We start from the raw sequence: 26260 nt of genomic DNA, 5'->3' as shown, positions 1-26260 counted from the left end.
GGCCGGGGGAGCGGTGGCGTCCCGGCCGGGGGGCGCGGGACCGGAGACGTCGGTGGGCAGCGAGCCGGCCATCGCCCGGGCCGCGGCGAGCGCACGGCTCTGCAGGGTCGCGGTGGCGGCATAGGTGCGGTCGAGCCGGTCGGCCGTCTCCTGGACGGTCAGGCCCTCGAGGAAGCGCATGCGGAGGACGTCGCGATGCGACGGCGACAGCGCGTCGAGCAGGGCGGCCGCGGCGTCGGCCTGCTCACTGCGTTCCAGCGCATGCTCGGGACCGGGATCGGCTGCGGCGAGGTCCGGTGACGGCGGCTCGGCCGCCCGTCGCGCCACGGCGGCCGAACGGAAGTGGTCGCGCACCAGGTTGCCGGCGACGGTGATCAGCCAGGGCAGCAGCGAGCCGCCACGATGGTCCTCGATCGAGGTGAGGCTGCTGACGGCGCGCCGGAAGGTCTCCTGGACCAGGTCCGCTGCGACCTCCGGGTCACGACCCCGGGCGAGCAGGAACCGGTGCACGGCGTCGATGTGGCGTCGGACCAGTTCGGCCGCGGCGTCGTCGTCCCCGTCGCGGGACGCCAGGACCAGGTCGAAGTCGTTCGACCCGGAGTGGCGTGCGCGGTCGAGGTCCACCTGCGGCTGCCTCCTCGGTCCTCCGAAGGCGAGGATGCCCGGCGAGCGACCGAAATGCATCGTGCCCATCGACACGAGGTCGATGGGCACGATGTGGGAGCGTCTCCACCACAGGGCGGTGTCCCCCCCGCCAACGCCGTGGTGGTACGACGTCCCGGGAGTGGACTCGCGGCCAGCCGGGTCGATGGTTGGGGCGCCCGGTGGGACAACGAGTCATGACTCCCGTCGTGGGGAGAACGCACGAGGGGTGCAGGTCTTTCATGCCGGGCCCCTGTCGCGCGGTGTCCGCACGCAAGGCGGGATCGTGACCGCGGATAGGGTGGCGGGCCATGGTCGATCACGTCATCTGGGACTGGAACGGGACGCTGCTCGACGACGGCCACGCCGTCCTCGACGCGCTCAACAGGTTGCTGCGGGAGCTGGGTCGCGCGCCCACCGACCTGGCGACCTACCGAAGCCTGTACCGGCGTCCGGTCCGCCGCTTCTACGAACTGCTGCTCGACGAGCCGATCGACGACCAGCGGTGGGACCGCATCGACCGTGGCTTCCACGAGGCCTACGCCGTGGAGGTGGGCCGGGTGCGGCTGCACGGCCAGGCACGCGTTGCCCTGGGCCGCGTCGCCGAGGCAGGCCGGAGCCAGTCGTTGCTGTCGATGGCCCCGCACGACCACCTGGTGACGATGGTGGCCCGGCACGACCTGGACCACCACTTCGACCGCGTCGACGGCGTTCGTGGGGTGGGCGGCGGTCACAAGGAGCACGTCCTGCGGGACCACCTCGCGGCCCTGGGCGTCGAGCGGACCGACCGCGTCGTGCTGATCGGCGACGCCCTCGACGACGCGGCGGCCGCCGCTGCCGTGGGCGCTCACGCGGTCCTCTACGACGGTGGCAGCCACCCCGTCGAGGACCTGCGGGCCGTGGGCGTGCCGGTGGCCGGGTCGCTGCTCGAGGCCATCGACCTGGTGGACACCGGCGCGACGTCGCCCGTGCGCTGACGGCCTACCCTGCCGAACAGGCGTTCGTGTGGCGCCGGACAGGACGGGAGGCAGCGTGCAGCACGTGGCGGAGCCGATCCTGCACGCCGACATGGACGCGTTCTACGCCTCGGTCGAGCAACGTGACGACCCGGACCTGCGCGATCGTCCGGTCGTGGTCGGCGGGGCGTCGGGTCGGGGTGTCGTGGCCGCGGCGTCCTACGAGGCGCGGCACTTCGGGATCAGGTCGGCGATGCCCATGGTGCAGGCCCGGCGGCTGTGCCCGGACCTGGTGGTGGTCACGCCTCGCTTCGACGTCTACCGGGACGTGTCCCGCGACGTCATGACGATCCTGCGGTCGTTCACCCCACTGGTCGAGCCGTTGTCGCTGGACGAGGCGTTCCTGGACGTCGCGGGGGCCGTGCGGCTGTTCGGCCCGCCCGACCGGATCGCCGCGGCCATCCGGACGCAGGTGCACGACCAGGTCGGCCTGGCGGTGTCGGTCGGGGTGGCGCCGACCAAGTCACTGGCCAAGCTGTGCTCGGACATGGCCAAGCCCGACGGGCTGCTCCACGTGACGGCCGAGGAGGCGCCGGGCTTCCTGCGGCCACTGCCGGTGTCCCGGCTGTGGGGTGCCGGGCCCAAGACCGTCGAGCGGCTCCACGACTACGGACTGCGCACGATCGGTGACGTGGCCGGCTGCGACGTCGGCCTGCTCGTGCGCCTGCTCGGCACCGACCGGGGCCGGGGCCTGCACGACCTGGCCCACGGCCGGGATCCCCGCCGCGTGGTCCCGCACGAGCCGGCCAAGTCCGTCTCCAACGAGACCACGTTCGAACACGACGTGGACGACCCCGCCGAGCTGCACCGCGTGCTCCTGCGACTGGCCGCCAAGGTGGGGTCGCGCCTGCGGGCCGCGGAGCTGTCCGGTCGCACGGTGTCGTTGAAGCTCCGCTTCGCGACCTTCAAGACCATCACGCGCTCGACCACCCTGGATGTCCCGACCGACGCGACCCGGGTGATCGCCACGGAGGCGACCGCCCTGCTGGACGCGCTGCGGCTGGAGCGGGTTCGGGTGCGGTTGCTGGGCGTGGGGGTCAGCAACCTCGCGACCGGGGACGCGTCCCGCCAGCTCGAGCTCGACGCCGACGAGCGATGGAAGTCGGTCGACGCGGTCACCGACGCGGTCCGGGCCCGGTTCGGCGGACTCGACGTCACGTTCGCCTCCCTGCTGGACGACGACCTGCCGGAGTTGTCCGAGACCGGTGACGACCGGCGGTTGGCCCCCGACGACGGCTGACCGCCGCACGCCGTCCGCGGCGGCGCCGACGGCCGTAGCCTCGCCCCGCACGACCCCGAGCGGAGGCAGCCCGATGTCCACCACCCCCACCGGCGACGTCGTCACCTTCGACCTGCGCGACGGCGTCGCCGAGGTCGTCATCGATCGGCCGGCCACCCGCAACGCGATGGACTGGGATGTCTTCTCGGGGCTGGCCGAGGCAGCGGACCGCGCGGCGGCCGACCCCGACGTGGGCGCCGTGCTGGTGTCGGGTGCGGACGGGGCGTTCTCGTCGGGTCTCGACGTCGGCCTGTTCGCGGCGGGCGGTCCCGACGGGGTGGACGCCGCCTTCGTGCACCGGCTGCAGGCGGTGTTCGACCGGTTCGAGGACCTCGAGAAGCCCACCGTGGCGGCCCTGTCCGGGCCCTGCCTGGGCGCCGGCGCGCAACTGGCTGCCGCATGCCACCTGCGGGTGGTCACCGCCGACGTGCGGATCGCGATCGCGGAGCGTCGCTGGGGCCTCGTGCCCGACCTGGGCGGCACGTACCGCCTCCCCCGACTGGTGGGGCTCGGGCGGGCGCACGACTGGGTCATGACCGGCCGTGAGGTCGGGGCGGAGGAGGCCGTCGCGAGCGGCTTCGCCCAGGGCCGGGTGGCCGACCTCGACGGGGCCCGGACGCTGGCCGTCGACCTGGCCCGTGCCCCGGGAGCCACCCGACGCGTCCCCGCCCTCCTGCGCGACAACCTGGGCCGGTCCCGCGACGCCGCACTGGCGGCCGAGGCCGAGGCCCAGATCGCGTGCATGGCGGGTCCCGACGTGGCCGAGGCCGTGGCCGCCGCGCGGGAGGGCCGCCCCCCGCGCTTCGTCGGGCGCTGACCGCCCGTCCGGCGGGGTCACGGGGGCAGGATCCGCCCCGATCGGGCGAGACGGGAACGGGCCCTCGTCGGTAGGATGAGCGGCACGAAGAGGAGTTCGCTCCATGCCGCTGTCCGAGCACGAAGAACGCGTCCTCGCCGAGATGGAACGCCGTCTCGTCGCCGAGGACCCGCGGTTCGTCGCACGCACGCAGCGGGCCGGGCAACGCGTCGACCGTGCCACCGAGGGCACGCGGGACCTGGCATGGCGCCTGCGGGCGTCCGTGGCCGGGGTCGTCCTCGGCGTCCTGAGCCTGCTGGGCCTGACGTTCTCGGTGTGGTTCGGCGTCGCCGGGTTCGCCTTGCTGCTCGTGTCGGTGACCGTCCTGGTCTCCACGCTGCGAACGCGTCGTGACCAGGCCCTCGCCGGCGCCGACGGTCGCGACAACGCCTCCGCCGACGACGACGGTCACCCGTCCAACGGCCTGCGCTGACGCACCGGGTCAGGGCTTCGCGCGCACCCGACGGGGCGTCGCCAGCACCCGGTCGGTCACCGACGCCCGTTCGCGCAACTGCGCGCCGACCCGGTCGCAGGCTTCGCGGAGCCGGCTGGCATCGGTCGTCGAGATCGGCGAGCCGAAGGCCGCACGGCTCCCCAGCCCGGCGATCGCCTCGGCGTCGGCCGCCGCGACCCCGTCGTCGTCGACCCATCGCCGGGTCACCTCGTGGAGGGTCTCGTCCGGACGACGCCCCCGGCCCAGGGCCGCGGCCGAGACGAGCAGGTGCGACAGCGCCAGCAGGCCGGACTCGACCGGGTCGTCGGCGTCGGGCACCCGCCGCGCCCACCACCAGCCCCCCCAGAGGGCGGCCAGGGCCAGCAGCACGATGCCCACCAGGACCCAGGGCAGGATCCGTGCCCCGGTCCGTCCGACCCCGACGGCCGCCGGCAGACCCCCGGTGGTGCCGTCCTGGATGCTCTCCGAGGGCGGCGCCGCGTTCAGGGGGTTCTCGCCCGTGAACCCCTGCGGGTCGTCGAGCGTGTCACCGTCGCCGCGCAGCGGGGCGAACGGACTCAGGTCCGACGAGTCCGGGCGCAGGCCCGCGGTGTCGGAGCGTGGGGTGGGGTCGAAGGTCAGCCAGCCCTGGTCCGGGAAGAACACCTCGACCCACGCATGGGCGTCGGTGGTCGACACCTCGTAGCGCCCGGGCTGGTCACCCTCGGGGGCCACCAGCTCCTCGCCGGGCAGGTAGCCGGTGGCGACCCGGGTCGGCACGTCGAGTGACCGGAGCATGACCGCCATGGCGGTCGCGAAGTACTCGCAGTAGCCGGTCTGGGTCGACAGCACGAAGTCCCGCAAGGCGTTCTCACCCGACAGCTCGGGGACGTCGGTGGAGTAGGTGAACGCCGAGTCCGGTCCCGCGAAGTGGTCCTGGACCGCCAGCACCTGGTCGATCGTGGAGCTCGCGCCGGCGTCGTCCACGACCTGCGCGGCGAGGCCGGCCAGCTCGAACTCGTCGACCGGCAGCTGGACGTTGAGGTCGGCCGGCTCGGTCGTGACCGACACGTCGGCCACGTCGTCGTAGGTCGGGCTGGGGATCCGGGCCGCGACGACGTAGTCCGGCCCCTCGGTGACGGCCTCGGACAGGGCGGTCATCGAGTCGGTCGCGACGAACTCGCCGACGCGCGAGTAGGTCAGGGCCGCCGGTCCCGCCACCGGGCGCACCGCCACGGGTGCGTTGGGCACCGGCAGGTAGACGTTGGGGAGGTTGACGACCTCGACGCCGTACTCGGCGGTGGCGGGCTCGTCGGACCGCCCGATCCCGTTGGTGGGGTCCTCGTAGGCGGAGTCCGGGATGGTGGTCTGCTCCAGGCTGTTGCCGACCCGCCAGCGTCGCCCGTCGAACACCTCCAGGGCCGCGGTCCGCAGGTACGCGGGCTCGGACGTCTCGACCTCCATGACGACGCGCGGGGTGGGCAGCTGCAGCTGGTCACCCACGTCGACGATGGGCTGGTAGCCCTGGATCGTGGTGCCCAGGCCCTGCAGGTCGAACACGGGTGGGGCGCCGTGGCCCGGGGTGCGCACGGCGACGGGCACGGCCAGGACGGCGACCGCGACCGCCACCGCCAGTCCGCCCAGCCGCCGCTTCCACGGTTGTCCGGCACGCTGGAGTGACGGGTCGTCGACCAGCGCGAGGACGGCGACCGCCGGCAGCGCGAACGCCAGCGTGGTCACCACCAGGCTTCGCTCGGGCAGGGCGATGGTCAGCGGCGCGATCCACAGGACGACGCCGGCCATGATGGCGCTCAGGGCGAGGTTGCGGGCCAGCAGCTCGGTCACCGCGACGGACACCAGGAAGGTGCCGATCACCAGCAGGAGCGTCATCCCGGTGAGCAGCGGTGTCGGGGCGACCTGCTGGGCGACCTCCATGCGGGCCAGGCGCAGCCCGTCCCAGACGGCACCGGGGCGTTGCCGCCAGGCCAGCCCGGCCGCGAGTGGGTACCACGCCAGCAGCCACAGGCCGCCCAGCCCCAGCGTCAGGACCAGTCCGAGCCAGGTGGGCAGGTCGAGCAGGCGCCACAGGACCGTCAGGCCGATCCCGCCGAGGGCGGCCACCGCGACGGGTGCCATCCAGGCGGTGTCGATGAACAGGTCGTGGAAGCCGACCGTCGCGCCGGCGACCAGCACGACGGCCAGCGCCCCCGCCCGCAACGCGCTGGTGACCCGGCGTCCGAACTCGTCACCCATCACGCACCCGCCGTGGTGGCGAGTCGGTGCGGGCGACCGGCGTCCTCCCAGGCCGCCGGGAGGTCCTCCAGCCGTTCGATCCGCACCACCCGCCAGCGCAGTGCGGCGGCGGTCGCCGCGGCGGTGTTGCGCGTGACCGCCGTCGAGCCCGACTCGACCATGACGACGATGCGGGTGTCGAAGTGCCGGCCGAGCCGCTGGAGCGTGTCCGGCAGGCCCACCGGGTCACCGCTGACCACCACCAGGGTCCCCGAGCCGGCCGCCCCGCCGGCCAGCAGTGCGGTCAGGGACTGCAGGTCCCAGCCCTCCTCGGGCTCGACGGTGGCGAGGCGCTCGAGCTGCACCTCCCAGGGCAGGCGCGAGACCTCCATGTCCCGGGGGTCGTCGACGACCTGGACCGAGGCGCCGAGCCCGTCCCACGCCGCACCGATGCTGGCCGCCGCCTCGACCACCAGCTCGAAGCCGGTGCTGGGACGACGGTCCAGCAGCACGACCCCGCGCTGGCGCTGGCGCGACTCGGGCTGGCGGACCATGAGCCCGCCGCGGTGGGCCGTCGCGGGCCAGTGGATCCGGCGCAGGTCGTCGCCGATGACGTACTCACGGATCATGCCCACGTCGTCGCCGAACGGGCGCGGGGTCCCGGCTCCCTGGTCGCCCGGCACCCGTCCAGCCACCGGGCGGGGACCCCGTGGCAGCGCGACCCGGCGGGGGAGCACCAGCACGCGGCTGGCGCCCGGCAGTGCCACGGGTCGTCGCGCCAGCGTCATCGGGTCGGTCAGCGTCGCCGTCAGCGGCCCGAACTCGTGCCGGCCACGACGGCGGCCGATCGCGCGGTAGCTCAACGGCACCTGCCGGCCGGCGTCGAGGCCCCGCAGCGTCGCGGTCGCGCCCGTGTGGAGGTCGCCGGGGGTCGTGTCGGTCAGCAGCAGCGACCCCATCGCCAGGCGGCCGCTGTTGCGCAGGGTGATCCGCACGTCGATCGGGTCACCGTGGTCCACCACCGGCAGGTGCTCGGGGCGGGCGACCACCAGCGGCGGGCGCCGGAACACCGCCAGCAGTGCCACGGCCAGCAGCCCGAGGGCGGCGATCCCGACCACGTCGAGCGCCGGGATCCCCACCAGGCGTCCGGCCACGAGGCAGGACACCGCGCCGGCGAGCAGGCCGACCCCCCGATGGGTGAGCATCAGCGCGGACCCATCGTCACGTCACCGGCGTGGCGGTGGACGACACGACGTCGGCGACGACCGACTGGGGCGTCGCCTCGCCGACCCGGGCGCGGGCGGTGAGCTGGAGGCGGTGGGACAGCACCGGCTCGGCCAGCTCCTTGACGTCGTCGGGCAGGACGTGGTCGCGTCCACGCAGGGCGGCCAGGGCTCGGCCGGCACGGACCAGGGCGAGCCCGGCACGCGGGCTGGCGCCCAGCGCGAGGGAGTCGTGGGCGCGAGTCGCGGCCACGAGGTCGAGCACGTAGTTCTCGAGTGACTCCGCCACCCGGACCCGGGTGACCGCGCGGATCATCCGTGCCACGGTCGCAGCGGTCGTGACCGGGGTCAGGCCCCGCACCAGGTCACCGGCGGCGTGGTTGCGCAGCACCCCGAGCTCGGCGTCACGGGCCGGATAGCCGAGCGCCGTGCGGACCAGGAAGCGGTCACGCTGCGCCTCGGGAAGGGGGTAGGTCCCGTCGAGCTCGATCGGGTTCTGCGTGGCGATGACCATGAACGGGCTGGCCAGCTCGCGCGTCACCCCGTCGATGGTGACGGTCTGCTCCTCCATGGCCTCCAGCAGCGCCGACTGCGTCTTGGGGCCGGCACGGTTGATCTCGTCGGCCAGGACGACGTTGGCGAACACGGGTCCGGGGCGGAACGTGAACGTGCCCTCGGCCGGGCTGTAGACGCTGACGCCCGTGACGTCGGTGGGCAGCAGGTCCGGCGTGAACTGCAGGCGCCGGACCTCGCCGTCGATGCTGGCGCCGAGCGCGCGGGCCAGCAGGGTCTTGCCGACGCCCGGGACGTCCTCGATCAGCAGGTGGCCACCGGCCAACAGCGTGACCAGGGTCAGCTCGATCACGTCGTCCTTGCCCATCAGGACGGAGGCGATGTTGGCTCGCAGGTCGTCCAGCGTGGAGGCGAAGTTCGCGGCCTCCGCGCGCAGCGCGCCGTCGTCGGCACCGCCCGGTGTCGTGGTGGTCTGGGTCACGTGGATGCATCCCGTTCGACTGGTCGGAGGATATCTGGCGCTCGGGAGCGGACCCGGCTGGGCGGCCACGTCGTGCGGTGGCCCAACGTCGCACTCGCGAGGCCCCGGGGGAGGGGTGGCCGGTGGCGCGGGGGCCCGTCGGCCACGCGTGGACTACCGTTCGACTCGGCGTGCTCGGGGAGGCCACGGCATGGATGACGAGGCGGGCGACGGCCCGCGCACCTCGCGCGGAGAGCGGACTGCTGCCCGCCTGCGCATGGCCGCGCGCGAGGCGTTCGCCACCATCGGCTACGCCGGGGCCCGCGTCGAGGACATCACGGCCATCGCCGGAGTCAGCCACGGCACCTTCTACACCTACTTCGACAACAAGTCGGCCGTGCTCGACTCCCTGGTCACCCTGGCGTCCGAGCGACTGCTGACGGTCGTGGACGAGAGCTGGGAGGGCAACGACGTCTGGCGCACCGTCCAGGACGTCATCACGCGGTTCGTCGATGCCCTCGCGGAGGAGGGCGACGTCATCTCGGCGTGGATCGAGGCGGCCAGCAACGACCAGCACTTCCGCGACGAGCTCCGCACGGTCCGGGGTCAGTACACCGACGCCGTCGCCAGCCACCTCGCCGACGTGCTCGTCGACACGCCCCACGATCCGGTCGTCGCGGCAGGTGCCCTGGTCGCCATGGTCGAGGGCTACACCGTCGACCGCCTCGCCGTCGCGGGGTCCGAGGGGCGGACGGCCGCGGTCACCACGCTGGCCACGATCTGGGTCGGCGGCCTGATCCGCATGGCCGGGGACCGCAGCCGCGGCTGACCCCAGGTCCGGCCACTCCCGGCCACTCCACGGTGCTCCCCCCACGCTCCACCTCGTGCCCCTGCCTGCCCGCCGCGGTCCTCCGGGGGCACCGTGACCCGGCCCGGGCGCCGGTCCGGATGCCGTCGCGCAGTCGTCCTCGCCATCCCGGGCCATCGTTGTGCGGATTCCCTCCACATCGCTCCACATCTCGATCCGTCGAACCACGGGCCAATACAGGATGATTGCGACAGGGTGGGGAAGACTTGCTCGACGCGGTGGAGTGAAGTGGAGTAGAGTGGGGCATCACGGTGGGCGAGGCGTGCGCCGGACGACGAGCGAGCAGGGCGGGAGGTGGTGTGGCCATGGCCGAGACGACCACCCCAATCCGCTTCCACGGCGAGTTCAACCACACGCTCGACACGAAGGGGCGCCTGATCCTGCCGGCCCGCTACCGCGACCAGTTCGTCGACGGGCTGCGGATCACGCGTGGCCACGAGCACGCCCTGCAGGTCTGGACGATGGCCGGCTACGACCGCACCGTCGAGACGCTCGCGGCGCTGCCCGAGGGGTCGCGCAAGGCGCGCATCCGTCGGCGGGTCTTCATGTCCGCCCACGTCGACACGCCCGACAGCCAGGGGCGGATCGGCATCCCGCCACCCCTGCGCGAGTACGCCGAGTTGGAACGCGAGCTCACCGTCATCGGGAACTTCGACCACCTCGAGATCTGGGACCGGGCCAACTGGGAGGCCTACATCCACGCCGCCGAGGCCGAGCTCGCGGCCGGTGGCGACGACGACCTCGGCATCTAGATGGGAACCGTGGTGACCGACGCACACGTGCCGGTGATGCGCGACGAGGTCGTCGCGCTGCTGGCCCCTGCGCCGGACGGCACGGTCGTGGACGCCACGCTCGGTGCCGGTGGCCACGCCGAGGCAGTCGCCCGGGCCCGCATCGAGCGGTACGGCTCGGCCCGACTCCTGGGCATCGACCGCGACCCCGAGGCCCTGGACCTGGCCCGGGGACGGCTCGGTGACCTGCCCGGCCTTCAGTTGCAGCTCGCCCAGGTCCGCTTCGACGCGCTCGGCGACGAGGTGGCCACGCGAGGACTCGACGACGTCGCCGGGATCCTCCTCGACCTCGGCGTGTCCTCCATGCACCTGGACCGTCCCGAGCGTGGCTTCTCCTATCGCCAGGACGGTCCCCTGGACATGCGGATGGGGCCCGATGCGCCCGAGACCGCCGCCGAGCTGCTGGACCGCCTCGACCTCGACGAGCTGACCGACGTGCTGCGGCGCTGGGGCGAGGAGCGTCACGCCCGACGGGTCGCCCGTGCGATCCTGGACGCCCGGCCGATCACGTCTACGTCACGACTGGCCGAGGTGGTCGCCGACGCGATGCCGCCCGGCGCGGCCGCCCGGGACCGTGGCCATCCGGCGCGACGGACCTTCCAGGCCCTGCGCATCGCGGTCAACGGCGAGCTGGACGCCCTGCGGGCGGTCCTGGACCAGGCGGTCGACGCGCTGGTGCCCGGCGGCGTGCTGGTCGTGCTGGCCTACCACTCGCTGGAGGACCGGATCGTCAAGCAGGCGTTCGCGGCCGCCGCGACCGACTGTGTGTGCCCGCCCGACCTCCCCGTGTGTGCCTGTGACACCGTCCCGACCGTGGAGCCGCTCGTGCGGCGTGCGGGCCGCCCGTCCCCGGCCGAACTGGCCGACAACCCCCGCTCGTCCGCGGTGCGGCTGCGCGCCGTCCGCCGGCTCGACACCCCCAGCCCCCGCCGTGCAGGAGGACTGCCGTGAGTGCAGCAACCACCCAACCCGCCCTCCGAAGTGGCGCGCGTCGAGAGCGACGCCACCTCCGACCGATCGACGACGTGCCCCGCCGGCACCCGCTGGTGTTCATCGCGCTGTACGTGGCGATCGGGCTCGGGGCCGTCCTCGGCGCGGTGTCGCTCAACGCCCTGGCGGCCGAGGACGCCGTCGAGCTGGCCCGCGTGGAGTCCGAGGTGGTCACCGCCGAGCGCGAGTGGACCCAGCTGACCGCCGAGGTCGCCGCGCTGGAGGACCCTGCGCGGGTCCGTGCCCTGGCCGAGCAGATGGGCATGGAGCCGACCCCCCAACGCTTCGTCGTCCCCGAGCAGCCACTGCCGGGTGACCGGGTCGAGGCCACGACGGACGACCCGATGAAGCCCATCCTGTCGGCCGATCGCTGATGACCGGCCGCCGCGCTCCGCATCCCGTCGCCACCGACCGCCCGGTCGGACGGCGCGGTGACGCACGCGCGCGGCGGGTCGCCGGCCGTGGCGAGCCGTCACGGTGGGCCGTCGTCGTCGCGGGCGTCGCGGCGGCCGGTGTCCGGGGCCTGCGCTGGCTCGGGTCGTTGCTGGCCGGCCTAGCCGCACGGGTGCTGCCCAACAGGCTGAGTGGTCGCCCGGCGTGGCTGCGCGTGCCCAGCGGGACCGTCCGTCGGCGTGCCGCCCTGATGCTGGCGGTGTACCTGGTGGGCATGGGGATCCTCGCCGGTCGGTTGGTGCAGGTCCAGGCGCTGGACGCCGACGTGTACGCCCAGCAGGGCGACTCCCAGAGCGTGCGGGTCATCGACCTGCCGGCGCAGCGTGGCAAGATCGTCGACCGCAACGGGGCCGTGCTCGCCACGACCGTGGACGCGGCCGCGATCTACGTCGACCCGTCCGCCTACGAGCGCTTCGCAGCCGACGGCGAGATCGATCCCGAGGCCGGCGAGCTGTCACGTCGCCAGGCCGCCATCGAGCTGGCGCCACTGGTCGAGCTGTCGGCCGACGAGATCGTGGACCGCCTCTCCGGGGACGGACAGTTCACCTACCTCGCCCGCCAGGTGGACTGGGGCGTCGGGGAGGAGATCCTCGCCCTGGAACTGCCCGGGGTCCACCGGCTCGTGGAGCCGGCCCGCCGGTATCCCAACGGCACGCTGGGCAGCCCGCTCATGGGCATCACCGACATCGACGGACACGGCCTGGAGGGCCTGGAGGCGTTGGCCGACGAACAGCTGGCGGGCATCCCCGGCCAGTTGCGGGTCGAGCGCGCGGCGTCGGGGGGCATGGACATCGCGTCGGCCGACCGGTCGCTGGAACCCTCCGTCCCCGGCACCGACCTGGTCCTGACCATCGACCGGGACATCCAGGCGGAGGCCGAACGCGTGGCCCAGCAGGCCATCGAGGAGAACCGGGCCAAGGGCGCGGGCGTCCTGGTGATGGACGCCGAGACGGGCGAGATCCTGGCGGCGGCGTCGGCCCCGACCTTCGACCCGGTGCACCGCAACGGCACGGACCGCGACGATCGCCGGGCCCGGGTGTTCACCGACGCCTTCGAGCCCGGATCGGTCCAGAAGGCCATCACCGTCGCGGCCGCGTGGGAGGAGGGGCTGGTCGACGAGACGACCGTGCTGGACGTGCCCAACACGTGGACCGTCGCGGGCAAGACCTGGGACTCGCACGGCCTGGGGGCCAAGTCCATGGACGTGGGCGAGATCCTCGAGCGGTCGTCCAACGTCGGCACCATGTTGATCGCCGATCGGCTGGGCGAGGAGCGGCTCGACGAGTGGCTGCGACGCTTCGGCTACGCCGAGCCGACCGGGCTGGGTTTCCCGGGCGAGTCCGCGGGACTGCTGCCCGAGCACACGCAGTGGTCCGGGACCTCGCTGCCCACCATCGCCATCGGCCACGGCGTGGCCGTGAGCCTGGTCCAGTTGGCGGGCGCCTACCAGGTGCTGGCCAACGACGGGGTGCGGGTGGCACCGTCCCTGCTGGAGGGCACGGTCGACGCGTCCGGCACGCTGGAGGAGGCCACGGCCCCGGACACGTCGGTCGTGGTGTCCCCGGAGACGGCGGCCGCCGTCCGGCAGCAGCTGCAACGCGTGGTCGAGGGCGACAACGGCACCGGTGCGCGCGCGGCGGTCGAGGGCTACGAGGTCGGGGGAAAGACCGGGACCGCGCTCAAGCCCCGCGAGGACGGCCGCGGCTACACCAACCAGCACACGGCCGTCTTCGCGGGGATGGCGCCCATCGACGACCCCGAACTGGTCGTGGCGGTCATGGTCGACGAGCCGGCGACCGTGGCGGGTGGGGTCGCGGCAGCCCCTGCCTTCTCGCAGATCATGGGCCACGCACTGGCCGCCCGGGACGTCGTGCCCGACGTGCCCCAGGAGGACGTCGAGACCGCGCTGGAGGAGGCCGCCGGACGTGCCGACGCCGCGCAGTCGGAAGCGGCGGCCCGTGCCGCCCGGGCCAGGGACGCCAGTGCGGCCGCACGTGCGCGTTCCGAGACCGACACCGAGCCCGACTCCGGTGCCGATACCGACCCGGCACCGACGCCATGACCACGCTCGCCCAGCTCCACGACGTGCTGCCCGGGGCACGCCTGGAGCCCGACGACGCCGGACGGGTCGAGGTGGTCGACGTCACCCACGACTCGCGCGAGTCGGGTCCCGGCGCGATGTTCGTGGCCCTGCGAGGAGCGGCCACCGACGGCCACGCGCACGTCGCCGCCGCGGCGGACTCCGGCGCGGTGGCCGCGCTGGTGGAGGAGCGGGTCGACGTCGCCCTGCCACAGGTGGTCGTCCCGGACACCCGGCTCGCGGCGGGCCCGGCCGCCGCCCTGGTCCACGGACGCCCGTCGACCGCCCTGGACGTGGTGGCCATCACCGGGACCAACGGCAAGACAACCACCAGCTACCTGGTCGAGGCGGCGGCCGCGGCGGCCGGGCGTGGTGCGGGGCTGATCGGGACGGTGGCCACGCGCATCCACGGTCGCGACCAGCCCGCGGTCCGGACCACCCCGGAGGGCCCCGACCTCCAACGTCTGTTCGCCCGGATGCGCGACCGAGGGGTGCGCACCGTGGCGATGGAGGTGTCGAGCCACGGGCTCGCCCTGCACCGGGTCGACGGGACGCGGTTCGTCGTCGCCGTCTTCACCAACCTCAGCCAGGACCACCTCGACTTCCACGGCGACCTGGAGGAGTACTTCGCCGCCAAGGCCCGCCTGTTCACGCCCGGACTGAGCGACCGTGGCCTGGTGGGGGTGTTCGACGACTGGGGTCGGCGCCTCGCCGACCAGGCCTCGATCGAGGTCGTCACGATCGGCGAGGGACCCGATGCCGACGTCCGGCTCGAGGTCGAGGAGGCGACCCTGCATCGCACCCGTGGTCGCCTCACCGGTCCGGCCGACCTGCTGGGGGGCCACACCGAGGTCGAGCTGACCACCCGCCTGGCAGGACGCTTCAACCTCCGCAACGCCGCCCAGGCCTGGCTGTCGGCCGTGATGACCGGGATCGATGCCACCGACGCCGCCGCGGGCATCGCCCACGCCGACGACATCCCGGGACGCTTCGAGGTGGTCGTGGAGGACGACGTCACCGCGCTGGTCGACTACGCCCACAGTCCCGATGCCATCACCGCCCTGCTCGACACGCTCCGGCCGATCACGCCCGGTCGGATCATCCTGGTGGTCGGGGCCGGCGGGGACCGTGACCGTGCCAAGCGCGGCCCCATGGGGGCGGCCGCCGTCGCCGCCGACGTCGTCGTGTTCACCTCCGACAACCCACGCAGCGAGTCCCCGCAGGACATCCTGGAGGAGTTGCTGGCCGGCGCGACCGGGGCCCCGACCCGAGCCCACGTCGAGGCCCTGGCCGACCGGGAGGCAGCCATCGACCGCGCCCTGGCCGTGGCCGAGCCGGGCGACGTCGTCGTCGTGGCGGGCAAGGGCCACGAGACCGGCCAGGAGATCGCCGGGGTCGTGCGTCCGTTCGACGACCGCGAGGTGCTCGCCCGTCGGTTCCGCCGTCAGCAGGGTCGGGCGTGATCGCGTTCACGCTCGCCGAGGTGGCGACCCTCCTGGGGGCGCGGCGGGCGTCGTGGCCCGACGACCACGACACCGTGGCCGTGACCGCCGTCGTCACCGATTCCCGGGAGGCCGGGCCTGGTGCCCTCTACCTGGCTCGGCGTGGCGAGCAGTTGGACGGCGCCGACTTCGCGCCGGCGGCGGTCGAGGCCGGCGCGGTCGCCACGGTGGCGACCCGCCCGCTCGACGTGCCCACCCTGGTGGTCGACGACGTGCAGGCCGCGCTGGTGGCCATCGCCCGGGCCGTCCGTGGTCGTGCGGTGGCGACCGTCGTGGGCATCACCGGCTCGGTGGGCAAGACCACCACCAAGGACCTGCTGGCGACGGTCGCCGGCGCCACCGTGCCCACGGTCGCCGCCCGGGGCTCGTACAACAACGAGGTGGGGGTGCCCCTCACCGTCTGTCGCACGGACGCCGACACCGCGGTGCTGGTCGCCGAGCTCGGGGCACGGGGTCGTGGCCACATCGCCGAGCTGGCGACGTGGCTGCGGCCGGACGTGGCGGTGGTCACGATCGTGGCCGGTGCCCACCTCGAGCTGTTCGGCAGCCTGGACGAGGTGGCCGTGGCCAAGGCCGAGCTGGTCGCCTCACTGGGGCCCGACGGCGTGGCCGTCCTCAACGTCGACGACCACCGCGTCGCGGCGATGGCGCACGATGCGCCCGGTCGGGTCGTGCGGGTCTCGGTCGACGACGCCGCGGCCGACGTCCACGCCCGCGACGTCCGGCTCGACGGCGCCTCCCGCGCGTCGTTCACGGCCGTGCTGCCGGGCGGACGGTCCGCCCCCGTCGCACTGCCGATCACCGGTCGCCACCACGTCCTCAACGCCCTGCTGGCCCTGGCCGCGGCCGACGCCGTCGGGGTCGACCCGGTCGCCGGTGCGGCGGCGCTGTCACGTGCGACCGTGTCCGGTGGCCGGGGCCGCGTGCTGGCGACGGCGGACGGTGGCATCCTGGTGGACGACTCCTACAACGCCAACCCCACGTCCGTGCTGGCGGCGCTGGGTGCGCTCGCCGACCTCCAGGTGACGGGTCGGCGCCACGCCGTGCTGGGCGTGATGGCGGAGATCGGCCCGACCCACGAGGCCGACCACCGCAGGGTGGGAGCGGCCGCCGCCGAGGTGGTCGACGCCCTGGTCGTCGTGGGTGCCGCCGCCGCCGGCCTGGCGGCCGGTGCCCGAGCGGCCCGCCCCGACCTCGCCGTGTCCGTGGTCGACGACGCCGAGGCTGCGGTGGCGGCGCTGGGCGCCGTGCCCCACGGTGACGCGGTGCTCGTCAAGGGCTCACGCGTGGCCGGACTGGAACGCCTGGTCGACCTCGTGGCCGGACCACCGCACCCCGACGACCCGCCGAGCGGGGAGGCCCCACGATGATCGCGGTGCTGATCGCCGGCGCCATCGCCATGCTGCTGTCCCTGTTCGGCACGCCGATGGTCATCCGCTACTTCCGCCGGAAGGGCTTCGGCCAGTCGGTGCGGGTGGACGAGGACTTCAACCCGCCGCACGAGGCCAAGGAGGGCACCCCGACGATGGGTGGGACGGCCTTCGTCTCGGCCGCCGTCATCGCCTTCCTCGTGGCCCATCTCACCGAGGCGGAGGTCAGTCGCGCCGGTGTGCTGATGCTGCTGGTCTTCGTGGGCATGGCCGCCGTCGGGTTCACCGACGACTTCATCAAGGTCCGCCTGCGACGCAGCCTGGGCCTGTCCAAGACCGCGAAGTTCCTCGGGCAGGCGCTCATCGCGCTCGCGGTGACGCTGTTGGGTCCGTCGTGGGCGGGCGTGCCGCAGTCGATCTCGCTGGTGGGCTCGGTGTCCTTCGACGTGCCCGTGTGGGTGTTCGGGATCTGGGTGTTCCTGATGATCTCGGGCTTCTCCAACGCCGTGAACCTCACCGACGGCCTCGACGGCCTGGCGGCAGGGTCGGCCACGCTGACCTTCGGCGGCTTCACCCTCATCGGCTTCTGGATGTTCCGCAACGGGGCGTCGTACACGTTCATCGAGCCCGGGGCCGCCCTCGACGTCGCCGTCATCTCGGCGGCCGGGCTGGCGGCCTGTGCCGGGTTCCTGTGGTTCAACGCCCCGCCCGCCAAGATCTTCATGGGCGACACCGGGTCGCTGGCACTGGGGGGCCTGTTCTCCGCCATGGCGATCGTGACCGGCACCCAGTTGTTGCTGGTCGTGCTCGGTGGCCTGTACGTGCTGGAGACCGCGTCGGTCGTGGCCCAGGTGGTGGCCTACCGGGTCTTCGGACGGCGGATCCTGCGCATGGCGCCCATCCACCACCACTTCGAGCTCCTGGGCTGGGCCGAGACCACCGTGGTGGTCCGGTTCTGGATCATCTCCGGCCTGGGCATCACGACGGCACTCGGCATGTTCTACGCCGAGTGGTTCAGCCGGATCGGGATCAGCCAGTGACGGCCGCCTCGACGCCCACTCGACGACAGGCACGAACGTGAGCTCCACCACCCACCAGGACCTGCTGGCGCCACGGCGCACGCTGGGGGAGCGGGTCATGGATCGCCTCCGGGCCCAGTCGGTGTCCGGCTGGACCAACGACGCGACCCTGCTGGTCGTGGTCACCGGACTGCTGTTGCTCATCGGCCTCGTCATGAGCTTCTCGGCATCCGTGGTCGACGCGGCCGAGTCCGGTGACCCGTTCGGGATCCTGCGTCGCCAGCTGGTCTGGGCGGCCATCGGGATCCCCGCGTTCGTGGTGGTCGCCCGGCTCAAGCCCCGCACCTGGCGCCCGGTGTCGTGGGTGCTGCTGGCCGTGTCCCTGGCGGGCCTGCTGCTGGTCATCGTCCCCGGCGTGGGGATCACGCGTGGTGGCTCGACCCGGTGGCTGGGCTTCGGATGGTTCGTCGCCCAGCCCTCCGAGCTCGTCAAGCTGGCGATCGTGCTGTGGCTGGCCGACGTCACCGCACGCAAGCGCACCGCTCGACCCGACGGCCGGCTGCCCCTGCGCCACCTGCTCGTCCCCGCCGTGCCGCTGCTGGTCGTCGTGGCCACGCTCGTCATGGCCCAGCCCGACCAGGGCACGACCCTGTTGATCGGCCTGATCGTCGCCATCCTGCTGTTCGCCGAGGGCCTGCCGTTGCGGTTGATGGCCCTGGGCGGGGCCGCCATGGCGGCCCTGGGCATCGTGGGGACCCTCGTCGCCGACTACCGGATGGCCCGCATCGAGGGGTGGCTCAACCCCGAGGCCGCCCCGACCGAGTCCGGGTTCCAGCTGCTGCAGTCGCTCTACGCGCTGGGCAACGGTGGATGGACGGGTGTGGGCGTCGGATCGTCGCGGGGCAAGTGGAACTTCGTGCCCAACCCCGAGACCGACTTCGTCTTCGCGATCATCGGCGAGGAGCTCGGCCTGGTGGGTGCCCTGGTGGTGCTGGGACTGTTCACCGCGGTCCTGGTCGTTGGGCTGCGGATCGCTCGGCAGGCCACCGGCTTTTCTCGTACCGTCGCCTTCACCATCACCGGCTGGCTCGTCGGACAGGCGATGATCAACGTCGCGACCGTCATCGGCGTGCTGCCCATCACCGGCATGACCCTGCCGCTGGTGTCTGCCGGTGGATCGTCGCTGGTGTCCACGCTCGTCGCGCTGGGGATCCTGGTGGCCATCGCCCGTGACGTCGACCACCCCGAGGCAGTGCAATGACCCGAACCGTCCTGTTCGCAGGCGGTGGAACGGCCGGACACGTGTTCCCGGCGCTGGCCGTGGCCCGCGAGCTGGTCACGACCGGTGACTGGGACCCCGTCTTCGTCGGGACCCGTGGACGCCTCGAGGAACGACTGGTGCCCGAGGCGGGGTTCGAGTTCCACCTGGTCGACGCACTGCCCCTGCCCCGCCGTCCCTCCGTCGGACTGCTGCGCCTGCCCGGGAGCCTGCGTCGCTCGCGGGGACAGGTGAGCGAGCTCCTCGCGCGTCGCGACGTCGTCGCCGCCGCCACCTTCGGGGGCTACGTGTCCTTCCCGGTCTCGTGGGCGGCCGGCCGTGCCGACATCCCGCTGCTGCTCCACGAGCAGAACGCCGTCCCGGGCCTGGCCAACCAGTTCGCCGCGCGCTGGGCCGACCGGATCGCCGTGACGTTCCCGTCGTCCACCGCCCGGTTCGGCAAGCGGTCGCGGACCCTGGTGACCGGCAACCCGGTCCGCGACGAGATCCTGGCCCTGGACCGCGACGCCGTGCGTGCGGCGGCCCGTCGACGCTTCGAGCTGGACGTGGAGCGGCCGACCGTGCTGGTCTTCGGTGGCTCCCAGGGCGCCCGCAGCATCAACCGGGCGATCGCCAAGTCGGCGCGCGAGTGGGGTGACCTGGACCTGCAGATCATCCACGCCGCCGGGACCAAGCTGCACGAGGAGGCGATCGACATGTGGCGGGCCGAGGTCGGCGACGACCCGGACCACGGTCCGACCGTGCGCATCCTCGACTTCATCGACGACATGTCGCTGGCCTACGCCGCCGCCGACGTCGTCGTCTGTCGCGCGGGCGCCACCTCCATCTCCGAGCTGACGGTGCTCGGCCTCCCGGCCGTCCTGGTGCCCTACCCGGCCGCCACCCGGGACCACCAGACCGCGAACGCACGTGCCCTTGCCGCGACCGGCGCCGCCGTCACCGTGGAGGACGGGCGCCTGTCGGGACGCACCATCGTCGATGCCCTGGCGCCCTGGATCCGCGACCCCGCCGCCCGGGCGGAGGCGTCGCTGCGGGCACGGGCCTTCGGTCGCCGGGAGGCAGCACGACTGGTGGCCGACGCGGTGCGTGGCATGGTGGAGGGCGTCGACCTGACCCCCGGTTCTGCTCCGCCCGATGCACCCGGCGACGCCCTGGCGCTGCCCGAGACCGACGAGGCGGCGCTGGACGAGGCGTTCGCGGAGTCCGCGCGCGCCCGCACCGAGCAGATCGGCGCGGTCGTGGCCTCGTGGGAGGAAACCGACCGCACGTGGGTGGACCCGGCCGCGCCGGTCGACCCCGACGACGAGGACCGGTGATGGCCACGGCACGCACGGGGGCCCACGAGCTGGACCTGCAGGACCCGACGACCGTCCACCTGGTCGGCATCGGTGGCGCCGGCATGTCCGGCCTCGCCCGCATCCTCGTCCAGCGTGGGCACGTCGTCACCGGATCGGACCTCAAGGACTCGCGGCGCACGCACGAACTTCGCGCGATGGGTGCCACGGTCACGATCGGCCACGACGCGGCGAACGTCACGGACCAGGACGTCGTCGTGGTCTCGTCGGCCGTGCACGAGGACAACCCGGAGGTCGTGGCGGCCACGACGGCCGCCGTGCCGGTCGTCCACCGGGCCGACCTGCTGCACGCGCTGATGGCTCGGGACCGGCGCGTGCTGGTCGCCGGGACCCACGGCAAGACCACCACGACGTCCATGCTGGTCGTCGGCCTGCACGCCGTCGGCGTCGACCCGAGCTTCTCGATCGGCGCCCAGCTCAACGAGGCGGGCACCAACGCCCATGCGGGCACCGACCCGGTCTTCGTCGCCGAGGCCGACGAGTCGGACCGGTCGCTGCTGGTCTTCCGACCCCACGTCGCCATCGTCACCAACGCCGAGCTCGACCACCCCGACACCTACGCCTCCGAGGACGAGGTGCTCGACGTGTTCGCGACCTTCCTGGGTCGGCGCGAGCCGGACGGTCTCGCGGTGGTCGGCGTCGACGACCCCGGGGGAGTGGCCCTGGCGGGCCGGGTCGACGGACCGGTGGCCACCTATGGCATCGCCCCCTCCGCGGACTACCAGTTGGTCCCCGAGGGACCACGGTCGGGAACGGTCCTCCACGACGACCACGAGCTGGCGACGCTGGCACTGGGCGTGCCCGGCCAGCACAACCTCGTGAACGCGACCGCGGCCATCGCGGTCGCCCACCACCTGGGCCACGATCCTCGCGCCGTCGCCGCCGGCCTCGGCGTCTTCCAGGGGGCCGCCCGCCGCTTCCAGGTGGTCGGTCGCGAGGCCGGGGTCACCGTGGTGGACGACTACGCCCACCACCCGACCGAGCTGCGCGCCACCCTGGCGGCCGCGCGCGCCCACACCGACGGACGCGTGCTGGTCGTGGTGCAGCCCCATCGCTACAGCCGCACCCGCGAGTTCGGCCCCGAGCTGGGCCGAGCCGCGGCGGCGGCCGACCGGGTGTGGGTGACCGACGTCTACGGCTCGGGCGAGAGCCCCGAGCCGGGCGTGTCCGGTCGACTCGTGGCCGAGGCGGCCGAGGCGGCCGGTGCCCGGGTCACCTTCCAGCCCCACTTCACCGCCCTGGTGGCGGCGCTCGCCGCGGAGGCGGAGCGCGGCGACCTCGTGCTCGTGACGGGAGCGGGCGACATCAGCCAGGTCGGAGCGGCGCTGGTCCACGCACTGGCCGGGGACGACGGTGGACGCTGAGCCGGACCCGGTCGCGGTCACGCTGGCCGATCGCCTCGGTGACCGGGCGCGTCCCGGTGTCGAGCTGGCCACGGTGACGACCCTGCGGGTCGGGGGACCGGCCAGGGCGATGGTGGTGGCCGAGGACGACGGCGACCTGGGCGTGGTCGCCGACGTCGCGCAGGCCCACGAGGTCCCCGTGATGGTGGTCGGTCGGGGCTCCAACCTGCTGGTCGGCGACGACGGCTGGCCCGGGATCGCCCTGCAGCTGGGGCGGGGGTTTCGCGGCGTGTCCATCGACGGCGGCACGGTGGTCGCCGGTGCGGCCGAGCCCCTGCCCGCCCTGGCCGGGACCATCGCACGGGCTGGCCTCGCCGGCTTCGCGTGGGGGACCGCCGTGCCGGGAACGCTCGGTGGCGCGGTGCGGATGAACGCCGGTGCACACGGTCGCGACATGTCTGACTCTCTTGTAGAGGTTGAGGTTTACCGTCTGGGTCGTCGGGCCCGCGAAGTCTGGCCCGCGCAGGTCCTGGGGCTGTCCTATCGCCACAGCGACCTGCCGGCGGATGCCGTGGTGGTCGCCGCGACCCTCGCACTCGAGCCGGGCGACCAGGAGGTGGTCCGCGCGGAGATGGCCGACATCCGGTCCTGGCGACGCACCCACCAGCCGCTCAACGAGCCCAACTGCGGTTCGGTCTTCACCAACCCTCCCGACGACTCCGCCGGGCGCCTCGTGGAGGCCGCCGGAGCCAAGGGCCTGGCCGTGGGTGGCGCGCGCGTGTCGGAGCGACACGCCAACTTCATCGTGACCCGGCCGGATGCCCGCGCCGCCGACGTGGTGGCACTGGTGCGTCGCGTCCATGCCCTGGTGCTGGACGAGACCGGGGTGGACCTGGTGCCCGAGGTGCGCGTGGCCGGCTCGTTGGCGTCGTCAGGTGCGTGGTGGCGATGATGGTCGACGAGCGGATCGCCGAACGACGCCGTGACGTCCGCGAGGAGCAGCGTCGCCGACGCCTGCAGCGCACCGTCGTCGTGGCGGTCCTGGTGGGACTGCTGGTCGCCTTGCTGCTCGTGGAACGGTCACCGCTGGTCGAACTGGCCGAGGTTCGCGTGGTCGGCACGCAGGTGCTGGACGACGCCGAGGTCCGCGCCGCCGCCGACCTGCCGCTGGGGACGTCGCTGCTGCGCCTGCCGCTGGGTGACGCCGAGGACCGCGTGGCGGCGCTGCCGCGGGTGCGATCGGTGGACATCGACCGGGTCGACCCGGTCACCGTCGAGATCGCGATCACCGAGCGGGTGGCGACGATCGTGGCCCGCACCGACGACACCGCCGTCCTGGTGGACGACGAGGGCATGGTCATGGCCACCAAGGACGCCGACGGCCTGGTGGTCATCGACGTCGAGGAGGGCGAGCTGCCCGCGCCGGGCGAGCGGGCGCTGCGCAACCCCGCGCTGGGCAACGCCATCGACATCGCGGCCGCGCTCCCGGGGCCGACCGCCTCCCTGGTCGCGTCGATCGACGCCCAGGCGGCAGATCGTGCGGTGTTGGTGCTCGACGACGGCACCCGGGTGCAGTTCGGTCGTGCCACCGACGTCGACGCCAAGTCGCGGGCCCTGGCCGCCGTCCTCGAGGACCTGGACGGTGCCACCGTGTCGGGGATCGACGTCCGCGCACCCGATGCTCCCGTCGTCGATCCGTAGGCCGGGGCCCACCGACCCCGGTCGACGTGCCAGTGGTTCGACTTGACGGACCTTCACCTCTACTCTAGGTTGTGGTCGAATGTTCCAAATTTTGGAGAACTAGACCTAAACTAGAGGTTTAGACATAACCGGAAGCCACGTGCGACACCGGCTCCGGCACCACCAGACCTGACCCGACCCACAACGACGATCCGACCGGTCCCCCAGGGCCGCCACCGCGCCGGGCCACTGCCCGGCCGCAGCAAAGGACACGAATCCATGTCTTCCACACCCACCAACTACCTGGCCGTCATCAAGGTGGTCGGGATCGGGGGCGGTGGCGTCAACGCCGTCAACCGGATGATCGACGCGGGCCTGCGAGGGGTCGAGTTCATCGCGGTGAACACCGATGCCCAGGCCCTGCTCATGTCGGATGCCGACGTCAAGCTGGACGTCGGGCGTGACCTGACGCGCGGGCTGGGCGCCGGGGCCAACCCCGACATCGGCACGCAGGCCGCCGAGGACCACCGCGAGGAGATCGAGGAGGTGCTCAAGGGCGCCGACATGGTCTTCGTGACCTGCGGCGAGGGCGGCGGGACCGGCACCGGTGGCGCACCCGTCGTCGCCGGGATCGCCAAGGAGCTCGGCGCGCTCACCATCGGCGTCGTGACGCGGCCGTTCATGTTCGAGGGTCGCAAGCGATCGGTGCAGGCCGAGGACGGCATCGACGACCTCAAGAAGGCCGTCGACACGCTCATCGTCATCCCCAACGACCGCCTCCTCCAGATCGCCGACGGTGACACCTCGGTCGTGCAGGCCTTCCGCCTCGCCGACGAGGTGCTGTTGCAGGGTGTCCAGGGCATCACCGACCTGATCATGACCCCGGGGCTCATCAACCTGGACTTCGCCGACGTCCGCGCCGTCATGCAGGACGCCGGTGGCGCGCTGATGGGCATCGGCACGGCCCGTGGCGAGTCGCGTGCGCTGGAGGCCGCCCAGGCGGCGATCTCGTCACCGCTGCTCGAGGCGTCGATCGACGGGGCGCAGGGCGTGCTGCTCATGCTCGCCGGTGGCAGCGACCTCGGCCTGTTCGAGGTCTCGGAGGCTGCCGACGTCATCACCAAGGCCGCGCACGAGGACGCCAACATCATCTTCGGCGCCGTCATCGACGACTCGCTCGGCGACGAGGTCAAGGTCACCGTCATCGCGGCCGGCTTCGAGCTGGCCGGGGGAGTCCCCGAGCAGGGTGGCGCGATCGTCACCGACAGCTCCGACGAGGACCTCGACTTCGACGAGTTCGACGACGACCTCGACGAGGTCTTCCGCCGTCCGACCGAGGACGACGAGGACGACCTCGACATCCCGTCGTTCCTGCGATGACCCTGGCGCTGGACCCGGTGGACCTCGGTCCCGGCGTCCGGGCCGTGTTCACCGGTCGGGACCTCGACGGTCCCGACGAGGCGGTCGGCGCCGCCGGCAACCTCAGCCACCGTCGACCGCACCGTCCGGGCCGCCTCGCGGCGGACCGCGGCGCGGCAGCGGCGGCCATCGGCGTGGACGACGACCAGGTCGTCCGGCTCCGGCAGGTGCACGGCAGCGACGTCGTGGTCGTCGACGACACCACGCCGGCGGGTGCCGAGGTCGGCCCGGCGGACGGTGCCGTCACCATCGTCCCGGGCCGCGCACTGGCCGTGCTCGTGGCCGACTGCGTGCCGGTCCTGGTCGCCGGGGAGCGGGCCGTCGGCGTGGCCCACGCGGGTCGGCTCGGGGTCGTCGCCGACGTCGTGGGCGCGGTCGCCGAGGTGGTCGACGACCTCGACGGGGGCACCGTCCGTGCCGCCATCGGGCCCTCGATCCGGGGATGCTGCTACGAGGTGGAGGACTGGCTGCGTGACGAGGTCGCGTCGGCCCACCCGGCGGCCGCGGCCTCCACGACCTGGGGCACACCGTCGCTGGACCTGCCCGCGGCCGTCCGTGCCAGGTTGGACGAGCTCGGCATCGAGGTCACCGACGAGGGCGTGTGCACCCACCACGACGTGGGGTGGTTCAGCCACCGTCGCGACCCCGCGGCCGGCCGCCAGGCCGGCATGGTGGTCCGGACCGCGTGACCGAGACGTCCTTCGACCCCACCACGGCGCTGGCCACCGTGCGGGCCCGGATCGACGATGCGGCCCGGTCCGCCGGACGTGATCCGGCCACGATCACGCTGGTGGCCGTCGGCAAGACCCATCCGCCGTCCCGGCTCGCCGCCCTCGTCCGGGCCGGCGTGGCCGACCTCGGCGAGAACCGGGTCGCCGAGCTCACGGCCAAGCTCGCGATCGCCGACCAGGCCGAGGTCGCGCCGTTCGATGCGCTGCGTGCCGTGCGTTGGCACTTCATCGGACGACTCCAGTCCCGCAAGGCCCGCGACCTGGTCGGCCGTGACGTGCTGGTGCACTCGGTGGACCGACCATCGCTCGTCGACGAGCTCGATTCGCGTGCCGGTCGAGCCGGGACCCCCCAGCGGGTGCTCGTGCAGGTCAACGTCGGCGACGACCCGGCCAAGGGAGGGTGTGGCCTCCACGAGGTCGACGAACTCGTGGCCTACGCTTGCCAGCGCCCCAACCTCCACGTCGAGGGCCTGATGACCGTCCCGCCGATGCCCCCCGAGGGCGCCGACCCCGTGGCGGCCACCGCGCCGCACTTCGCGGCGTTGCGCGCCGCGCGTGACCGCGTGGTGTCGGACTGGCCCGACGTGCGGGAACTGAGCATGGGCATGACCGCGGATCTCGAGGCCGCAGTGGCCGAGGGTGCCACGATCGTGCGTGTGGGAACGGCCCTGTTCGGGCCGCGGGGCAACGGGCCGTGGACCGGCCCCCGATCCGGAGGTCTGTGAA

24 protein-coding genes are annotated in these 26260 nt (G+C 73.4%); 20 read left to right on the top strand and 4 right to left on the bottom strand.

Annotated elements, in window-relative coordinates:
- A partial coding sequence (locus KR546_RS12190; RefSeq protein ID WP_238444983.1) for an RNA polymerase sigma factor occupies positions 1–624 on the bottom strand: 624 nt, incomplete at its 3' end.
- Positions 625–953: 329 nt separating this feature from the next.
- Between KR546_RS12190 and KR546_RS12185 the strand changes: the two genes are divergently transcribed.
- The 4 genes from KR546_RS12185 to KR546_RS12170 all read left to right on the top strand — a co-directional run bounded on the left by KR546_RS12185 (position 954) and on the right by KR546_RS12170 (position 4226).
- Positions 954–1619: an HAD family hydrolase gene (locus KR546_RS12185; RefSeq protein WP_238444982.1), complete on the top strand. Its 666-nt coding sequence runs from the start codon at positions 954–956 to the stop codon at positions 1617–1619.
- A 55-nt stretch (positions 1620–1674) separates the two neighbouring features.
- Positions 1675–2898: a DNA polymerase IV gene (locus KR546_RS12180; RefSeq protein ID WP_238444981.1), complete on the top strand. Its 1224-nt coding sequence runs from the start codon at positions 1675–1677 to the stop codon at positions 2896–2898.
- Between the two features lie 73 nt (positions 2899–2971).
- Positions 2972–3754: an enoyl-CoA hydratase/isomerase family protein gene (locus KR546_RS12175; RefSeq protein ID WP_238444980.1), complete on the top strand. Its 783-nt coding sequence runs from the start codon at positions 2972–2974 to the stop codon at positions 3752–3754.
- A 103-nt stretch (positions 3755–3857) separates the two neighbouring features.
- Positions 3858–4226 (top strand): DUF3040 domain-containing protein, encoded by a 369-nt coding sequence (locus KR546_RS12170; protein ID WP_238444979.1) that lies wholly within the window; start codon positions 3858–3860, stop codon positions 4224–4226.
- A 9-nt stretch (positions 4227–4235) separates the two neighbouring features.
- On the opposite strand, the gene KR546_RS12165 is transcribed toward KR546_RS12170, so the two are convergent.
- The 3 genes from KR546_RS12165 to KR546_RS12155 are packed head-to-tail and all read right to left on the bottom strand — an operon-like array spanning position 4236 to position 8675.
- Positions 4236–6479: a transglutaminase TgpA family protein gene (locus KR546_RS12165; protein ID WP_238444978.1), complete on the bottom strand. Its 2244-nt coding sequence runs from the start codon at positions 6477–6479 to the stop codon at positions 4236–4238.
- Positions 6479–7663 (bottom strand): DUF58 domain-containing protein, encoded by a 1185-nt coding sequence (locus KR546_RS12160; protein ID WP_238444977.1) that lies wholly within the window; start codon positions 7661–7663, stop codon positions 6479–6481. Before KR546_RS12160 ends, KR546_RS12165 begins: the two co-directional genes overlap by 1 nt.
- A gap of 16 nt (positions 7664–7679) precedes the next feature.
- The gene (locus KR546_RS12155) at positions 7680–8675 is read right to left on the bottom strand and encodes an AAA family ATPase (RefSeq protein ID WP_238444976.1); all 996 of its coding nucleotides are present in this window, start codon (positions 8673–8675) and stop codon (positions 7680–7682) included.
- 190 nt (positions 8676–8865) lie between these two features.
- On the opposite strand from KR546_RS12155, the gene KR546_RS12150 reads away from it, so the two are divergent.
- The 16 genes from KR546_RS12150 (at position 8866) to KR546_RS12075 (ending at position 26259) form a co-directional block, all read left to right on the top strand.
- Positions 8866–9483 (top strand): TetR/AcrR family transcriptional regulator, encoded by a 618-nt coding sequence (locus KR546_RS12150; RefSeq protein WP_238444975.1) that lies wholly within the window; start codon positions 8866–8868, stop codon positions 9481–9483.
- Between the two features lie 344 nt (positions 9484–9827).
- Positions 9828–10274 carry a division/cell wall cluster transcriptional repressor MraZ gene (gene mraZ / locus KR546_RS12145; RefSeq protein WP_238444974.1) on the top strand — a complete coding sequence of 149 codons (447 nt, stop codon included), beginning with the start codon at positions 9828–9830 and terminating at the stop codon, positions 10272–10274.
- A 12-nt stretch (positions 10275–10286) separates the two neighbouring features.
- Positions 10287–11264, top strand: a complete 978-nt coding sequence (gene rsmH / locus KR546_RS12140) for a 16S rRNA (cytosine(1402)-N(4))-methyltransferase RsmH (RefSeq protein WP_338019148.1) — start codon at positions 10287–10289, stop codon at positions 11262–11264.
- Positions 11261–11677: an FtsB/FtsL family cell division protein gene (locus tag KR546_RS12135; RefSeq protein WP_238444973.1), complete on the top strand. Its 417-nt coding sequence runs from the start codon at positions 11261–11263 to the stop codon at positions 11675–11677. The genes rsmH and KR546_RS12135 overlap by 4 nt, the downstream gene beginning before the upstream one ends.
- Positions 11677–13818: a peptidoglycan D,D-transpeptidase FtsI family protein gene (locus KR546_RS12130; protein WP_238444972.1), complete on the top strand. Its 2142-nt coding sequence runs from the start codon at positions 11677–11679 to the stop codon at positions 13816–13818. Before KR546_RS12135 ends, KR546_RS12130 begins: the two co-directional genes overlap by 1 nt.
- Positions 13815–15299, top strand: a complete 1485-nt coding sequence (locus KR546_RS12125) for a UDP-N-acetylmuramoyl-L-alanyl-D-glutamate--2,6-diaminopimelate ligase (RefSeq protein ID WP_238444971.1) — start codon at positions 13815–13817, stop codon at positions 15297–15299. The genes KR546_RS12130 and KR546_RS12125 overlap by 4 nt, the downstream gene beginning before the upstream one ends.
- Entirely contained in the window at positions 15296–16708 is a 1413-nt protein-coding gene (locus KR546_RS12120; protein WP_238444970.1) for a UDP-N-acetylmuramoyl-tripeptide--D-alanyl-D-alanine ligase, read from the top strand. The genes KR546_RS12125 and KR546_RS12120 overlap by 4 nt, the downstream gene beginning before the upstream one ends.
- Positions 16705–17748: a phospho-N-acetylmuramoyl-pentapeptide-transferase gene (gene mraY, locus KR546_RS12115; protein ID WP_238444969.1), complete on the top strand. Its 1044-nt coding sequence runs from the start codon at positions 16705–16707 to the stop codon at positions 17746–17748. The genes KR546_RS12120 and mraY overlap by 4 nt, the downstream gene beginning before the upstream one ends.
- Positions 17749–17785: 37 nt before the next feature.
- A complete protein-coding gene (gene ftsW, locus KR546_RS12110; RefSeq protein ID WP_238444968.1) occupies positions 17786–18988 on the top strand; it encodes a putative lipid II flippase FtsW in 1203 nt (400 codons plus the stop codon).
- Complete coding sequence (murG, locus tag KR546_RS12105; protein ID WP_238444967.1) at positions 18985–20322, top strand: undecaprenyldiphospho-muramoylpentapeptide beta-N-acetylglucosaminyltransferase; 1338 nt, start codon at positions 18985–18987, stop codon at positions 20320–20322. Before ftsW ends, murG begins: the two co-directional genes overlap by 4 nt.
- A complete protein-coding gene (gene murC / locus KR546_RS12100; protein WP_238444966.1) occupies positions 20322–21725 on the top strand; it encodes a UDP-N-acetylmuramate--L-alanine ligase in 1404 nt (467 codons plus the stop codon). Before murG ends, murC begins: the two co-directional genes overlap by 1 nt.
- Positions 21715–22656: a UDP-N-acetylmuramate dehydrogenase gene (gene murB, locus KR546_RS12095; protein WP_238444965.1), complete on the top strand. Its 942-nt coding sequence runs from the start codon at positions 21715–21717 to the stop codon at positions 22654–22656. Before murC ends, murB begins: the two co-directional genes overlap by 11 nt.
- A complete protein-coding gene (locus tag KR546_RS12090) occupies positions 22653–23405 on the top strand; it encodes a cell division protein FtsQ/DivIB (protein ID WP_238444964.1) in 753 nt (250 codons plus the stop codon). The genes murB and KR546_RS12090 overlap by 4 nt, the downstream gene beginning before the upstream one ends.
- 258 nt (positions 23406–23663) lie before the next feature.
- Positions 23664–24764: a cell division protein FtsZ gene (gene ftsZ / locus KR546_RS12085; RefSeq protein ID WP_274388008.1), complete on the top strand. Its 1101-nt coding sequence runs from the start codon at positions 23664–23666 to the stop codon at positions 24762–24764.
- Positions 24761–25492: a purine nucleoside phosphorylase YfiH/LACC1 family protein gene (locus KR546_RS12080; RefSeq protein WP_238444963.1), complete on the top strand. Its 732-nt coding sequence runs from the start codon at positions 24761–24763 to the stop codon at positions 25490–25492. The genes ftsZ and KR546_RS12080 overlap by 4 nt, the downstream gene beginning before the upstream one ends.
- Positions 25489–26259: a YggS family pyridoxal phosphate-dependent enzyme gene (locus tag KR546_RS12075; protein ID WP_238444962.1), complete on the top strand. Its 771-nt coding sequence runs from the start codon at positions 25489–25491 to the stop codon at positions 26257–26259. The genes KR546_RS12080 and KR546_RS12075 overlap by 4 nt, the downstream gene beginning before the upstream one ends.
- Position 26260 lies beyond the last annotated feature (1 nt).

Origin of the sequence: Salsipaludibacter albus (assembly GCF_019798055.1) — a bacterium.
In the GTDB taxonomy this organism is placed as follows: domain Bacteria; phylum Actinomycetota; class Nitriliruptoria; order Nitriliruptorales; family Nitriliruptoraceae; genus Salsipaludibacter; species Salsipaludibacter albus.
The sequence above is the reverse complement of the archived record's forward strand: the minus strand, read 5'-3'. Positions and strand labels throughout refer to the sequence as shown.